Origin of the sequence: Kribbella sp. NBC_01484 (assembly GCF_036227145.1) — a bacterium.
Classification (GTDB): Bacteria; Actinomycetota; Actinomycetes; order Propionibacteriales; family Kribbellaceae; genus Kribbella.
This window is the reverse complement of the sequence record NZ_CP109437.1, coordinates 5,995,698-6,009,499: the sequence shown is the minus strand read 5'-3', so window position 1 is coordinate 6,009,499 and position 13,802 is coordinate 5,995,698. Positions and strand designations below refer to the sequence as shown.

Here is a 13,802-nt window from a genome sequence, read left to right as displayed (position 1 = left end):
ACTGCGGATCCGGTGCACAAAGTGGCGCGCCCGAGCCGCCGGGCGGGTGGGTCGCGGCGGCTAGGCGGTGAGCTCGATGAGTTGCGGGAGGTGGTCGGAGGCGGCGGCCAGGTCTTCGCGGGTGGCCGGGGTGGGCAGGATGCGGCCGCTCAGGGCTGGTGAGAGGTGGGCGCCGTCGATGCGTTTGTGGGGGTTGGTGGAGCTGAAGGTGGGGCCGGCGTCGGCGCCGAGATCGGTGAGGCCTTCCTCGGCGAGGCGTTTCCAGACCGGGCCGTCGGGTTCCTCGTTGAGGTCGCCGGCCAGCAGGTAGGGCAGGTTGAAGGAGCGGCAGCCCTTCAGGACCTGTTCGAGTTCGTGCCGGCGGCCGCGGATGTGCAGGCCGAGGTGGCAGACGACCAGGGCGAGCCGGGTCGAGCCGAGCGAGACGTGACCACCGACGGCGCCGCCGGGCAGTTGGGTGGCGATGAAGTTCAGCCGCCGGCGGACGAACGGCCGCCAGATCCGCCAGTGCAGCGGTTCGGTCAGATCGGTGCCGTCGGCAACCAGGATCGCGTTGCGGGCCGAGCCGACGACGTACCGCATCCCGACGCTCGCCGCCATCGCCCGCCGCTTCCGCTGGGTCCCCCACCAGGTCGGCGCCTCCTGCACCAGCATGACGTCCGGCGCGCACGCCCTCACCACCCGCGCGAGCGCCGTACGGTCGTCACCCCACCGATGCACGTTGTACGACAGCACCCGCAGCACCGCCGTACCACCGACGGGACCCAGCTTCGAGCCGTCGTCGGTGGGCTCGTGACTCATGCCTCGGGGTCGCCGTTCAGGTCGGCGTGGTGCAGGTCGGCGTCGGCGGCCGCGGCGCGCATTCCGGTACGACGGCCGGCCGACTTGCGAGCGGCTCGTTCGAGGCGGGTGGAGCGGCTGCGGGCGGCGGCTGTCTTCGCGGTGACGGCGGTCGTCTTGACGCGGACCCGGCGCAGCCAGGTCGCCTCTTCCCGGGCCAGGTCGGCCGCGCCGACGAGGCCGGCCTCCGGTCCGAGGACGGCGCGCACGATCCGCGCCTCCGGGCGGAACCCACGACCGGTCAGCGTCCGCTTGAACGCGTCCCGCGCCGGCGCCAGCAGCAACTCACCCGCGTCCGACACGCCGCCACCGATCACGAAGGTGCCGGGGTCGAGCGCGGCGGCCAGGTTGGCGAGCCCGATGCCGAGCCAGCGGCCGACGTCCTCGAGCAGCTCCACCGCGACCGGGTCGCCGTCCTTGGCCAGCTCGGTCACCATCGGGCCGTTGATCTTGCGCGGATCGCCACCGGCCGCGCGGAGCAGGTTGTGCGCCACCGGTGAGCCGGACCGCGCCAGCTCGCGCGCCTCCCGGGTCAGCGCGTTGCCGGACGCGTACTGCTCCCAGCAGCCGCGGTTGCCGCACTCGCAGCGATGACCACCCGGCACGACCTGCATGTGCCCGAACTCACCGGCGATGCCGAACTTCCCGCGCTGCAACGAGCCGTCGTTCAGGATCGCGCCACCGATACCGGTCCCGAGCGTCACGCAGACCAGGTGGCTCTCGCCCTGACCGCCACCGAACCGCCACTCCGACCAAGCGGCCGCGTTGGCGTCGTTCTCGACCACGACCGGGAGGCCGAGCCGGCGTTCGACCGCGTCCCGCAGCGGCTCGTGCCGCCAGGCGAGGTGCGGTGCGAACAGCACCGACGACCGCGTCCCGTCGACGAATCCGGCCGCGCCGATGCCGACGGCGATCACGTCGTGCCGGGACTCCAGATCGTGGACGATCTCCGCGATCGCGTCCTCGGTCTCCTTCGGGTCCGTCGTCGGCGTGTCCCGCCGTACCCGGTCCAGGATGTTGGCCTCGGGGTCGACCACGCCGGCGGCGACCTTGGTCCCGCCGATGTCGATCCCGATCGTCAAAGCCTGCGTCAGAGCCACTGCACGACCCTCCTCGCCGTACCCCCAGCCCCCGCCGGACTACCTCCAGTATCCCGTGTCCCGGTCATGACCGGGTTTTCTCCGGAACGGGGGCCGGGTGGCGGGCCAGGTCGGCGGCGCCGATCAGGCCCGCGTCGTTGCCCAGCTCGGCCACGCTGAACGTCGGGTGCGGACGGTTCGCCTTGGCCGGGAGGACCTTCTCGAAGGCCGTCTCGGCAGACGTCAGCAGCAGCTCCTTCGCCGCGCTCACGCCACCGCCGACGACGATCAGCGTTGGGTCGAACAGGGTCGCGAGACTCGCCAGCCCCTCGCCCAGCCACCGTCCGAGCTCCTCCAGCAGCTCCACCGCGCACGGATCGCCCGCGGCCGCCGCCTTGGTGATCATCGGCCCGGTCAGCTCGGCCGGGTCGGAGATCCCGCACACGCTCAGCATCTGCATCGCGCTCAGCGAACCCGACTCCGCCTGCGCCCGGCCCTCTCGCACCAGCGCCCGCCCGGACGCGTACTGCTCCAGGCAGCCCCGCGCCCCACAACCACACCGATGCCCACCGGGTACGACGCGCATGTGCCCGAGCTCGGCCGCGACACCATGGGCGCCGCGCAGCAGCTCGCCGTCGTGCACGACCCCACCGCCGATCCCGGTGCCGACCGTGATGCAGACCATGTCCTGGACGTTCTTCGCGGCGCCGAAGGCGAACTCGCCCCAGGCCGCGGCGTTCGCGTCGTTCTCGACCACCACGGGGATCTTCAGCATGTCCGCGACCCGGGCGCCGAGCGGCTCGTTCCGCCAGGCCAGGTTCGGCGCGAACAGCACGGTCGACCGGTCCGACGAGACGAACCCGGCGGCGCCGATCCCGACCGCCTCCACGTCGTGCCCGGCGATCAGTTCGGCGGCCGCGTCGCAGATCGCCGCGGCGGTGCCGTCGACCGAGTCCGCCGGGGTGTCGCGATTCGCGCGGGCACCGATCACTCCGTCCGGTCCGACCAGGCCGGCCGCGATCTTCGTTCCGCCGACATCGATGCCGATCGTCAGTCCCATGGTTCGGGGTCCTCACTCACGTCGATCCGGTCCACCCGGGACCGGACCGGCTCCTCCTGAGCGGTACGCGACGCTGCGTCCGCCTGCGTCTGCCGGCCAGCCTCTGCGGCCGCCTCCAGCAACGATCGCACCGACCCGAGCACGTGCGCGGCCGCCGACGACAGCTGCTCGATCGTCTCCGGGCTGGTATTCCGGACCTTGCGAATCAGCTGGCACACCGGACACCACTGACACTCGGGGCCGGCGTGGTGCTCGTGCGTTTCCTGCTCGTCGTCCGCGGGTGCGGGCTCGGCGCGCGTCGTACCACCGGGACCGGCGGCGGCCTGTTGGAGTACGGCGAACAGCTTGGCCGCCTCCTCCGCGACGGATCCGATCGGCTCCTTACTACTCACCGGCCCTCCCCGATCGCGGCCTCGTGGGCGAGCCGCGCGTGGAACTCTGCCGTCAAACCCTGCGCCAACTCCTGCGCAGACTCGAGCGGACCGCTCCCACTCGGCAGCTCAGTAGTCACCGGTCGCGCCGTCTCGCGCGGCGCGAACCGCACCTGCAGGCGACCGTCGTCCAGCCGCGCGCCCGCGACCACTCCGCGGGCCAGTGCCGCCGGCAACGGAAGCACCCGCCGGTACGACCCGACGGTGATGATCAGCTCGTCACCGTGGCGCGCCAACTCCAGCTCGTTCGCGGAGGCCAGCGGCAACGGCATCGTCAGCGTGTAGGTCCGGCCGTCGGTGTCGATGTGCCGATCCACCCACAGCGACGTCTCATCCGTCGCACGGGCGAACGGGTCGTCCCCGCCGTACATCTCCACTGCGAACGCGGCCAACTCCTCCACGCCGACCGGCTCACAGGCCCGGTACGGCGACTCCCAGATCGGCAGCGGCCGGAACGAGTCCGCCACGTCCTCGAGGATGCCGCGCTGCGCCGCGACCCACTGCCGCCGCCAGTTGTCGGCGCCTGCGGCCGGGAAGACCCGGTTCGCGACCACGCCGTCCACGCGGTAGCCGTACAGCGACAGGGTCGTCAGCGATCGCCGCGCCTCGGCCACCACGACGGCCTCAGGCGTCAGCACCAGCCGCACCGACGCGTCCGGTCCGGCCAGGAGCGTGCGGATGTCCGACAGGTCGCTCTGCAGCCGCCGCAGCGCGTCGAAGACGGTGTCGTCCGGCATCGGGATCCCCGACGCACGACTGAGGAACGGCCGGAAGGTCCGCATCACCTTGCGCTCGGCGTTGAAGATGCGGTCCATGTACCAGTTGAGTGCCTCCGGCAACGCGAGCAGCCGGAGCGTCTCCGCGGTCGGCGCGCAGTCCACCACGATCACGTCCCAGCGCCCGGACCGGACGTGGTCACGCACCTCGAGCAGCGCGAGCACCTCCTCGGCGCCCGGCAGCACAGTCAGTTCCTCGGCCTCGATCGGGTCCACCCCGACCATGTGCAGCACCGACCGCAGGTACGCCTGGATGTCACCCCAGGACCGCTCGAAGCGGCGCTGCGCGTCGATCTGCTGGACGAACAGCAGGTCGTCGATCTCGGTCGGCTCGAGACCGACCTCGGAGTCGAACGCGTCCGACAGCGAATGCGCGGCGTCGGTCGACAGCACCAGCGTGCGCAGCCCACGCAACGCGGCGAGCGTGGCCGTGCCCGCGGCGGAGGTCGTCTTGCCGACGCCGCCCTTACCCGTGTACAGCAGAACCCGAGTCACTCTGGATCAGGACTCGACGCGCTTCTTGAGGCCCTTGAGGGCCGTGTCGATGATGACCTTCTCGGCCTTGCGCTTCAGCATGCCGATCATCGGGATCGCCACGTCGACAGCCAGCCGGTACGTCACCTCGGTACCCTCCGCTCCCAGGTCGCGCAACACATACGCGCCGTCCATCCCCTTCACCATCTTGGCCCGCACCAGCGTCCAGGTCACCTCGTTGCGGGACCAGACATAGTCCAGCGTGTACTCGTCCGAGATCGCGCCGGCGTCGACCTTGAACCTGACCTGCTTCGGCCGGCCCGCCTCGTCGGTGGACAGCACCTCGGTCTCCCGCATCGAGTCGGCCCATTCCGGGTACGCCTCGAAGTCCGCGATCACCGCCATGATCTCTTTGGGAGTCGCGTTCACCACGATGGTCGAGGTGGTCTGTTCCGCCATTGATACACCTCTTAACTGCCGCTGGTGGTGCGTGAACTGTCGGGACGAGTCGTGCCGGGACCGCCGGTGTCGGCGTCCTCCCCGGAGACTATCGCGGGATCGTATCCGGGACGGCGCTCGCCCGCGGCGCGGCCCGCTTCGGCCTCGTCCTTGAACCGCCACAGGTGCTCCCGGTACGACGCGACGTACCGCTCCTTCAACCTGGCGAGCGCCTGACCGCGGACCGGTTTCGCCGGATCGACGCGCAGGTACCAGTGCACGACGACCCCGTCGCGAACCGGCTCCAGCCACCACTCCGCCGTACCGATGGCGGCACCGGTGACGGCCCAGCGGACGCCCTCCGGGCCGCGCCGCTCGGAAGGGTTCAGGGTGAGGTCCGGCCACCACTCGCGCCAGAGGGTGTCCGAACCGAGCCGCTCGGCGACGTAGGCTGGATCAGCAACGACCAAGTCGTCGCAACTGATGTCGAGCGTGGACATGGCTAGAACCTAGTTCCTGGGTCACATAAACCTGGCTACTTGTGGGTAGGTGACTGTACCGTGCGCCGGACGTCGACAATTCGTGACCGACTGAGGAGACGCGGATGCGTGAGTACACCGTTCCTGCTGTGACCGAGCCACTCACCGGGAGCCTGAGCGACCCGGTGTGGGCGAACGCGTCCTCTCATCCCGACACCGCGATCTTCAGCCGGCGGGCCGAAGGCGGCTGGCTGGACGTGTCCGCGGCCGAGTTCGCCCGGCAGGTGACCGGCGTCGCCAAGGGCCTGATCGCGGCCGGCGTGAAGCACGGCGAGCGGGTCGCCCTGCTCAGCGCCACCCGCTACGAGTGGACCCTGATCGACTACGCGATCTGGAGCATCGGCGCGGTCACGGTGCCGATCTACGAGACCTCGTCGGCGTCGCAGATCCAGTGGATCCTGACCGACTCCGAGGCGGTCGTGGCGATCGCCGAGAACGCTGCCCACGGCGCGGTGGTCGAGTCCGCCCGCGCCGAGGCGCCGTCCCTGCAGGAGATCTGGCAGATCGAGGCGGGCGCGGTCGAGGAGCTGACCGTCCTCGGGCAGGAGATCTCCGACGCCGAGTTCGACAAGCGCCGGACCGCGGTCACGGCGGACGATCTCGCGACGCTCATCTACACCTCCGGTACGACGGGACGCCCGAAGGGCTGCAAGATCAGCCACTCGAACTTCCTCGCCGAGCTCGGCCAGGCGGTGAAGGTGCTGGACGACCTGTTCGACGTCAACGGCGCGAGCACGCTGCTGTTCCTGCCGCTGGCGCACGTGTTCGCCCGGATCATCCAGGTCGGCTGCGTGATGATGCGGGTCAAGGTCGGCCACAGCTCGGACGTGAAGAACCTGGTCGCTGATCTCGGCGCGTTCAAGCCGACCTTCATCCTGAGCGTCCCGCGGGTGTTCGAGAAGGTGTTCAACTCCGCCAGCCAGAAGGCACACGCCGACGGCAAGGGCAAGATCTTCGACGCCGCCGCGGACACCGCGATCGCGTATTCGCAGGCGCTGGACAAGGGCGGCGCGTCGTTCGTGCTGAAGGCCAAGCACGCACTGTTCGACCGGCTCGTCTACTCCAAGCTCCGCACTGTGCTCGGCGGCAACGTCGCGTACGCCGTCTCCGGCGGCGCGCCACTCGGTGACCGGCTCGGCCACTTCTTCCGCGGCATCGGCGTACCGGTGCTGGAGGGCTACGGCCTGACCGAGACCACCGCCGCGGTGTCGGTGAACCTGCCCGCCGACATCCGCGTCGGCACCGTGGGCCGGCCGCTTCCTGGTGTCACGGTCGGCGTCGCGGAGGACGGCGAGCTGCTGTTCAAGGGCGGCCAGGTGATGCAGGGCTACTGGAAGAACGACGAGGCCACGGCGGCCGCGATCGACGCGGACGGCTGGTTCCACACCGGGGACCTGGGCGAGTTCGACGTCGACGGGTTCATCAAGATCACCGGCCGGAAGAAGGAGATCCTGGTCACCGCCGGCGGCAAGAACGTCGCGCCGGCCGTGCTCGAGGACCAGATCCGCCTGCACCCGCTGGTCAGTCAGTGCATGGTGGTCGGCGACGCCAAGCCGTTCATCGCCGCGCTGATCACGATCGACCCGGAGAACGTCGTCCCCTGGGCCACCGAGCGCGGCAAGCCCACCGACGTCGACTCGCTGACCGACGACGCGGACCTGATCGCCGAGATCCAGAAGGCCGTCACCGAGGCCAACGGGTCGGTCTCCCACGCCGAGGAGATCAAGAAGTTCTCCATCCTCCCGACCGACTGGACCCAGGAGTCCGGCGAGCTGTCGCTGAAGCTCTCGCTGCGCCGCCATATCGTGATGAAGAACCACGAGGCCGACGTCGAGGCCCTGTACGCCAAGTAGGCCGGGGGTTTGCCGGCGGGTACCGGGGACGACATGAAGTCTCGACACGATGCAGGCCACCGTCGTGGCACGGCACCACGGGTCGTCGGATCCATAGCTCCGCCGACGGAGATCAGCGGCCCCTTCGTCTTCAGCTGGAGCGCGGTCGGAGAGTGCGCGGTCGTCCGCGTCGCCGGTCAGGTCGACGTCGCCACCGCACCGGCGTTCCGGACCGAGCTCGGGCACGTGATCACCACCAAGCTGTCCAAGCTTGTCGTCGACCTGCGGCGCGTCACGGCGATGGAGGCGGCCGGCCTCCACGTCCTCGTCGACGCCCACGATCTGGCCGTCCAGCACGGCGGCTGGCTGCGCGCGTCCGGAGCCGGGCAGTGGCTGGCCGACCTGATCCGGGCCGCGGGACTCGACCGGCCGCTCGACCACTACCCGACCCTCGCGGACGCGCTGCCCGCGCACCGCCCAGTCCCACTGACTTAGGTACGGCGAGGACGTCGTACTGCGGGATCAGCCGATCGGGTGACGACCGGTCGAGCCTGATGGGCGATTCGGGCGGGGTGGTCTCTCCGCGAGAGTCGTCGTATGACCTTGGAGAGTGTGCGGACGGCCCGAGGGCCTGTTGTCGAAGTCAGTGAGCTGCGGAAGTCCTATGGCGGCCGGAGTGTCGTCGACGGTGTGTCGTTCGCCGTCGAGGAGGGCGAGATCTTCGGGATCCTCGGCCCGAACGGCGCCGGCAAGACCACCACGGTCGAGTGCGTCGAGGGACTGCGCGTCCCCGACGGCGGCCGGGTCCGGGTCGCCGGTCTCGACCCGATCGCCGACCACGCGGCCGTCACCCAGGTCCTCGGCGCCCAGCTCCAGGAGAGCGAGCTGCAGGCCAAGCTCACCGTCCGCGAGGCGCTCGAGCTGTACGCCGCCCTGTACCCGAACCCGGCCGACTGGCGCCCACTCGCCGAACGCCTCGGCCTCGTCGCCCAGCTGAACACCCGGTTCGCTGTCCTCAGCGGCGGCCAGAAGCAGCGCCTGTTCATCGCCCTCGCCCTGATCGGCAACCCCCGCGTGGTCGTCCTCGACGAACTGACGACCGGGCTCGACCCGCGCGCCCGCCGCGACACCTGGGAGGTCGTCGAGGACGTCCGCGCGCGGGGCGTCACCGTCCTCCTGGTCACGCACTTCATGGAGGAGGCGCAGCGGCTGTGTGACCGGATCGCCCTGATCGACAAGGGCCGGATCACCGCGCTCGACACCCCGCGCGGACTGATCAGCCGTACGGCGGGGTCCACCATCATCTCGTTCACCCCGTCGGCAGCGCTCGACGACGAGGAGCTGGCCGCGCTGCCGGCGCTCGCGTCCGTCGAGCACAAGGAGGGCCGGATCACGCTGGCCGGGTCCGACGACACCGTCACCGCGGTGCTCTCGCTCCTCGCCCGGCACCGCATCACGGCCCACCAGCTCCGCGTCACCGACGCCACGCTGGACGACGCCTTCCTCGACCTCACCGGAGCCACCTCATGACAGTGCTTTTGGCCGCGCCTCCGGCACGGCGGGTCATGGGGCTTTTCCTCCCGCCCTTCCCTCGTCGCTCCAGTCGCGGTGCATATCGCCACGCCTCCGGCGCGGCAGGTCATGGGGCTGGTACTCCCGCTCTTCCCTCGTCGCTCCAGTCGCTTCGCTCCCTCCGCTCCTCAGTCCAGATCGGGAGGCCCCATGACCGGGCTCCCTCCGCTCCTCAGTCCAGGCCGGGAGGCCCCATGACCACGACAGCACCGACGCGTACCAACCGACGCCGCGCCGTTCTCCGGGCGGAGTCCCGGCTCTTCCGGCGCGAGCCCGGCAACCTCTTCTGGATCCTGGGATTCCCGCCGCTGCTGCTGGTGATCCTGGGCAGCATCCCGTCGTTCCGGAAGGCCGACCCAGGCCTCGGCGGCCTCCGGCTGATCGACGTGTACGTCCCCATCCTCGTCCTGGTCGCGCTGATCGTGACCGGCCTGCAGGCGATGCCACCCGTCATCACCGGCTATCGCGAGCGCGGCATCCTGCGCCGGATGTCGGCGACTCCGGTCCGCCCGTCCGCGCTGTTGTCGGCGCAGATGGGTCTGAACGGCGCAGCGGCTCTGGTGTCGGCGCTGGCCTGCATGGCGATCGGCCGGCTCGCGTTCGACGTACGGCTGCCGCAGCAGGCGTTCGGCTACGCGCTCGCGCTGCTGCTCACGGCCGCCGCTGCCTTGGCCCTGGGGGCGCTGGTGTCGGCGCTGGCCCGGACGGCGCGGATCGCGACGGCGATCGGCACCGCGGTGTTCTTCCCGAGCTTGTTCTGCGCGGGTATGTGGCTGCCCGTGCGAGCGATGCCGCACCTCCTTGCCCACATCGTCGTACTCACTCCCTTCGGCGCCGCGGCCCGCGCCCTCGACCAGGCGTCGACCGGCCACTGGCCGGCCTGGTCCCACCTCGGGGTCCTCGCCGCGTGGGCTGTCCTTCTGTCGGCCGCGGCTACTCGCTGGTTCCGGTGGGAGTAGGAGACTGAGCAGGTGACGACTGCGGACACGGACCTCGACCGGCGGCGGGATCTGTACCTCAAGGGGATGCCGTACGGGCTGCTCGGCGTCGCCACGCTCCTGTCGGCCGCCACGGCCGGGCTGATCATGCCGACCGCGGCGATCCGGATCGCGGCCGCGGGGCTGGTCGTGGCTGCGCTCGTGTTCCAGTTGTGGTGGAGCTGGATCTCCCGCACCCGCCCAGGACCGAACTGGATCTCGGCGACGTACTACACCGTCCGCTGGGCGATCGGCTTCGCCCTGACCGTGCTGAATCCGTTCTTCGCGTTCTATGCCGTCGCCGGGTACTTCGACACCGACGAACTGATCCCCGCACAGCGCTGGAAGCGGCTCGCCCTGTTCGCCTGCTCCATCCCGGTGGCGGGGGCCCAGACCAGCGGCATCCCGGTCGAGGACTCGACGAAGTGGATCGTGTTCGCCGGCCTGCTGCTGGCCAACAACGTCCTGCTGACCGTCGTCCGGCACTTCGCCGACCAGGAGGAGGAACGGTCCCGGGCCCGGGCGGCCACCATCGCCGAACTCCAGCAGGCCCACGAGGAGAACGCCGCTCTGCAGGCCCAGCTCCTGATCCAGGCCAGGGAAGCGGGCATCGCCGACGAACGCCGGCGGCTGGCCGCCGAGATCCACGACACCATCGCCCAGGGATTGACCGGCATCATCGCCCAGCTTCAGGTCGTCGCGAAGACCGCCGACCCGGCGGCCGCGCGAGAGCACGTGAACCGGGCCACCGACCTGGCCCGGCACAGCCTGGGCGAGGCCCGCCGCTCCGTGCAGAACCTCGCTCCGGTCGGCCTGTCGTACGACGGACTCCCCGAGGCGATGCGCAAGACGGTCGACCAGTGGGCGGAGCGGACCGGCGTACGCGCGGAGTTCACCCTCACGGGTCCGGCGCAGCACCTGCACGGAGAGGTGTCGGCGACGCTCCTGCGGATCACGCAGGAGGCGTTGGCGAACGTGGCCAAGCACGCGGCCGCCACCCGCGTCGGGGTCACACTCAGCTACATGGACGACGAGGTCACCTTGGACGTCCGCGACGACGGGAAGGGATTCGATCCGATGACGCTACCCACCCGCACCGGTACCGGCGGCTTCGGCCTGGACGGCATGCGTGCCCGCGCCGAGCGCATCGCCGGCTCGCTCAGCGTGGAGTCCGAGCCGGGCTCAGGTACGGCGGTGTCGGCTCGCGTACCGTTGGTGCTCCATGGCTGAGATCTCGCTCCTCCTCGTCGACGACCACCCAGTGGTCCGGAACGGTCTGCGCGGCATGTTCGAGGCGGAGCCCGGCTTCACCGTGCTCGCCGAGGCGTCCAACGGCGTGGAGGCGGTGGCACTGGCCGCCGAGCTCGACCCGGACGTGATCCTGATGGACCTGCGCATGCCCGGGGGCGGCGGACTGGACGCCATCACCGAGCTGACCCGCCGCGGCGCCCGGGCGAAGGTCCTGGTCCTCACCACGTGGGACACCGACACCGACACGCTGCCGGCAATCGAGGCGGGCGCGACCGGCTACCTGCTGAAGGACGCGCCGCAGGATGAGCTGTTCACCGGGGTCCGCGAAGCGGCAGCAGGACGCACGGTACTCTCCCCTGCCGTCGCCTCCCGGCTGGTCTCCGCTGTCCGGACGCCGGCGGCGACTCCGCTGGCCGCCCGTGAACGCCAGGTCCTCGCACTGGTTGCCAAAGGCACCTCCAATCGCGAGATCGCCCGCGAGCTCTTCATCAGCGAGGCGACGGTCAAGACCCACCTCAGTCACCTGTTCACCAAGCTCGGCGTGACCGACCGCGCGGCGGCGGTGGCCAAGGGCTACGAACTGGGCATCCTCGGTCAGGACTGATCAGCGGCCTCCGGTGAACGTGATGCCGTTCGTGATCTGCTTCTGAGCGACGAAGAAGACCACCAGGCAGGGCAGCGTGATGAGCACGGAGGTTGCCATCAGCAACGGTGTGTCGGTGCCGTTGACGGACTGGAAGCCGGCCAGGGCGAGCGGGAGGGTCTTCCACTGGTCGGAGTTGATGTAGATGGCCGGGCCGAGGAAGTTGTTCCAGTAGCCCATGAACAACAGGATCGACACCGCGACCACGGCCGGCCGGGCCAGCGGCAGGTAGACCAGCAGGAAGGTCCGGAACCAGCCGCACCCGTCGACAACCGCCGCGTCGGCCAACTCGGACGGCATCCGGGCGAAGAACTGCCGGAACAAGAAGATGTAGAACGGCGACCCGAAGAACGCCGGCAGGATCAGCGGGTAGAGCGTGTCGATCATGCCGAGGTTGTTGAACAGCATGAACTGCGGCACCATCGTCACCTCTCCGGGCAGCAGCATCGTCGCCAGCACGACGGCGAACACGACCCCGGAGAACCGCACCCGCAACCGCGCGAACGCGAACCCGGCCAGCGAGCACGAGAACACGGTCCCGACGATCGGGATGAACGTCGTCAGCACCGAGTTCAGCGCGTACCGCCAGAACGGGAACGACGTGATCGCGCGGGTGTAGTTGTCCCACAAGAACTCGTGCGGCCACACACTGGCCCCGGAACCGCCCACTCCGGCCAGGGACCGCAGCGATGTCGCGAGCATCCACAGGAACGGATAGACGAACACCAGCGATCCGAGGGCGAGGACGACGTACAGGACGGCGGTGAGGGACACGTTCCGGCGCCAGAACGGACGATCGGTGCGGACCGCCACCGCGGGACGTGCTTCGGCCAGGGCCGTCATCGGGTCCTCCTCTTGCGGCGACCGGACAGATCGGACTCGTAGTACACGGCGAACGCGCTGCCTCGGGCCGTCACCAGGGTGAGCGCGAGGATGACGACGAACAGGATCCAGGCCAGCGCGGACGCGTAGCCCATCCGGAAGTTCTGGAAGGCGTTGTCGTACAGGTAGTAGACGAAGAACAGCAGCGAGTCCTTCGGGCCGCCCTTCGCGACGAAGCCCTGGGTGAAGATCTGCAGCGCGCCGATGATCCCGGTCAGCGCGTTGAACAGGATGATCGGCGACATCTGCGGCAGCGTCACGTGCCAGAAGATCCGGACCGGCCCGGCGCCGTCCAGCGCCGCCGCCTCGTAGAGGTTCGTCGGCACGTCCTTCAGCCCGGCCAGGTAGATCACCATCGCCCCGCCGACCGTCCACAGACTCATCAGGATCACGGTCGGCAGCGCCCAGGACGGATCGTTGAACCACCCGGGCCCGTCGATCCCGACCTTGCCGAGTACGTCGTTCGCCAAGCCGTACTGGGGATTGAACACCCACAGGAACAGCACCATCTGGGCCACGCCGGACACCAGGCTCGGCAGGTACCAGACGGTCCGGAAGAACCGCATCCCGGGCAGCTCGGTGTTCAGCAGCAGGGCCACCAGGAACGCCAGGACGGCCTGCAGCGGCACGCTGATCACGGCGTACAGCAGGGTCACCTTGAGCGCCTGCCCGACCCGCGGGTCCTGGAACGCCTCGGTGTAGTTGGCCAGACCGACGAACTTCGGCGGCGTGATCAGGTCCCACGAGGTCAGGCTGACGTAGAGCGAGGACACCATCGGCCCGACCGTGAAGAGGCAGAAGCCGATCAGCCACGGCGAGACGAACAGCCAGAACGCGATCGTCTTGTCGGCCCGCGGCCACTTCCGCCGCGCCCCGTACGCCGCCAGTCCGATGACGGCGTACAGGACGATCAGCAGGAGCAGGAACGGGACCAGCGGCACGAGTACGGTGGGGACGCCCCAGGACTCGGCGAGTCCCCGGATCCAGCCAATGGTCGGGTTCACGGGC

General features: G+C 70.0%; 15 protein-coding genes. 6 read left to right on the top strand and 9 right to left on the bottom strand.

Annotated features, from left to right (window positions below; genetic code table 11):
• Positions 1 to 60: 60 nt before the first annotated feature.
• From OG555_RS29320 to OG555_RS29290, 7 genes are all read right to left on the bottom strand, one after another.
• Positions 61 to 801 carry an endonuclease/exonuclease/phosphatase family protein gene (locus OG555_RS29320; protein ID WP_329475777.1) on the bottom strand — a complete coding sequence of 247 codons (741 nt, stop codon included), beginning with the start codon at positions 799 to 801 and terminating at the stop codon, positions 61 to 63.
• Positions 798 to 1,940, bottom strand: a complete 1,143-nt coding sequence (locus tag OG555_RS29315) for an ROK family glucokinase (protein WP_329475776.1) — start codon at positions 1,938 to 1,940, stop codon at positions 798 to 800. The genes OG555_RS29320 and OG555_RS29315 overlap by 4 nt, the downstream gene beginning before the upstream one ends.
• A gap of 64 nt (positions 1,941 to 2,004) precedes the next feature.
• Complete coding sequence (locus tag OG555_RS29310) at positions 2,005 to 2,979, bottom strand: ROK family glucokinase (RefSeq protein ID WP_329475775.1); 975 nt, start codon at positions 2,977 to 2,979, stop codon at positions 2,005 to 2,007.
• Entirely contained in the window at positions 2,970 to 3,371 is a 402-nt protein-coding gene (locus OG555_RS29305) for a hypothetical protein (protein WP_329475774.1), read from the bottom strand. Before OG555_RS29305 ends, OG555_RS29310 begins: the two co-directional genes overlap by 10 nt.
• Positions 3,368 to 4,681: an ArsA family ATPase gene (locus OG555_RS29300; protein ID WP_329475773.1), complete on the bottom strand. Its 1,314-nt coding sequence runs from the start codon at positions 4,679 to 4,681 to the stop codon at positions 3,368 to 3,370. The genes OG555_RS29305 and OG555_RS29300 overlap by 4 nt, the downstream gene beginning before the upstream one ends.
• Positions 4,682 to 4,687: 6 nt before the next feature.
• Entirely contained in the window at positions 4,688 to 5,119 is a 432-nt protein-coding gene (locus tag OG555_RS29295; RefSeq protein WP_329475772.1) for an SRPBCC family protein, read from the bottom strand.
• An 11-nt stretch (positions 5,120 to 5,130) separates the two neighbouring features.
• Positions 5,131 to 5,598 (bottom strand): hypothetical protein, encoded by a 468-nt coding sequence (locus OG555_RS29290; protein ID WP_329475771.1) that lies wholly within the window; start codon positions 5,596 to 5,598, stop codon positions 5,131 to 5,133.
• Positions 5,599 to 5,702: 104 nt separating this feature from the next.
• Between OG555_RS29290 and OG555_RS29285 the strand changes: the two genes are divergently transcribed.
• The 6 genes from OG555_RS29285 to OG555_RS29260 all read left to right on the top strand — a co-directional run bounded on the left by OG555_RS29285 (position 5,703) and on the right by OG555_RS29260 (position 11,873).
• A complete protein-coding gene (locus OG555_RS29285) occupies positions 5,703 to 7,490 on the top strand; it encodes an AMP-dependent synthetase/ligase (protein WP_329475770.1) in 1,788 nt (595 codons plus the stop codon).
• Between the two features lie 33 nt (positions 7,491 to 7,523).
• Positions 7,524 to 7,964 (top strand): STAS domain-containing protein, encoded by a 441-nt coding sequence (locus OG555_RS29280; protein ID WP_329475769.1) that lies wholly within the window; start codon positions 7,524 to 7,526, stop codon positions 7,962 to 7,964.
• 102 nt (positions 7,965 to 8,066) lie between these two features.
• Positions 8,067 to 8,999, top strand: a complete 933-nt coding sequence (locus OG555_RS29275; protein WP_329475768.1) for an ABC transporter ATP-binding protein — start codon at positions 8,067 to 8,069, stop codon at positions 8,997 to 8,999.
• 236 nt (positions 9,000 to 9,235) lie between these two features.
• On the top strand, positions 9,236 to 10,000 hold the full coding sequence (locus OG555_RS29270; RefSeq protein WP_329475767.1) for an ABC transporter permease: 765 nt from the start codon (positions 9,236 to 9,238) through the stop codon (positions 9,998 to 10,000).
• Positions 10,001 to 10,012: 12 nt separating this feature from the next.
• Positions 10,013 to 11,248, top strand: a complete 1,236-nt coding sequence (locus tag OG555_RS29265; protein WP_329475766.1) for a sensor histidine kinase — start codon at positions 10,013 to 10,015, stop codon at positions 11,246 to 11,248.
• Positions 11,241 to 11,873, top strand: coding sequence for a response regulator transcription factor (locus tag OG555_RS29260; RefSeq protein WP_329475765.1), 633 nt, complete (start codon positions 11,241 to 11,243; stop codon positions 11,871 to 11,873). The genes OG555_RS29265 and OG555_RS29260 overlap by 8 nt, the downstream gene beginning before the upstream one ends.
• Here the strand turns inward: OG555_RS29260 and OG555_RS29255 are convergent, their stop codons facing one another.
• Together OG555_RS29255 and OG555_RS29250 are read right to left on the bottom strand one after the other, a co-directional pair.
• Entirely contained in the window at positions 11,874 to 12,755 is an 882-nt protein-coding gene (locus OG555_RS29255; RefSeq protein ID WP_329475764.1) for a carbohydrate ABC transporter permease, read from the bottom strand.
• Positions 12,752 to 13,798 carry a carbohydrate ABC transporter permease gene (locus tag OG555_RS29250; protein ID WP_329475763.1) on the bottom strand — a complete coding sequence of 349 codons (1,047 nt, stop codon included), beginning with the start codon at positions 13,796 to 13,798 and terminating at the stop codon, positions 12,752 to 12,754. Before OG555_RS29250 ends, OG555_RS29255 begins: the two co-directional genes overlap by 4 nt.
• Positions 13,799 to 13,802 lie beyond the last annotated feature (4 nt).

What these genes read in the sequence shown, in the direction of transcription:
- OG555_RS29310 (WP_329475775.1), bottom strand. Translation starts at nt 2,979, where the DNA reads ATGGGACTGACGATCGGCATCGATGTCGGCGGAACGAAGATCGCGGCC.
- OG555_RS29280 (WP_329475769.1), top strand. Translation starts at nt 7,524, where the DNA reads ATGAAGTCTCGACACGATGCAGGCCACCGTCGTGGCACGGCACCACGG.
- OG555_RS29285 (WP_329475770.1), top strand. Translation starts at nt 5,703, where the DNA reads ATGCGTGAGTACACCGTTCCTGCTGTGACCGAGCCACTCACCGGGAGC.
- OG555_RS29320 (WP_329475777.1), bottom strand. Translation starts at nt 801, where the DNA reads ATGAGTCACGAGCCCACCGACGACGGCTCGAAGCTGGGTCCCGTCGGT.
- OG555_RS29275 (WP_329475768.1), top strand. Translation starts at nt 8,067, where the DNA reads ATGACCTTGGAGAGTGTGCGGACGGCCCGAGGGCCTGTTGTCGAAGTC.
- OG555_RS29255 (WP_329475764.1), bottom strand. Translation starts at nt 12,755, where the DNA reads ATGACGGCCCTGGCCGAAGCACGTCCCGCGGTGGCGGTCCGCACCGAT.
- OG555_RS29295 (WP_329475772.1), bottom strand. Translation starts at nt 5,119, where the DNA reads ATGGCGGAACAGACCACCTCGACCATCGTGGTGAACGCGACTCCCAAA.
- OG555_RS29290 (WP_329475771.1), bottom strand. Translation starts at nt 5,598, where the DNA reads ATGTCCACGCTCGACATCAGTTGCGACGACTTGGTCGTTGCTGATCCA.
- OG555_RS29270 (WP_329475767.1), top strand. Translation starts at nt 9,236, where the DNA reads ATGACCACGACAGCACCGACGCGTACCAACCGACGCCGCGCCGTTCTC.
- OG555_RS29260 (WP_329475765.1), top strand. Translation starts at nt 11,241, where the DNA reads ATGGCTGAGATCTCGCTCCTCCTCGTCGACGACCACCCAGTGGTCCGG.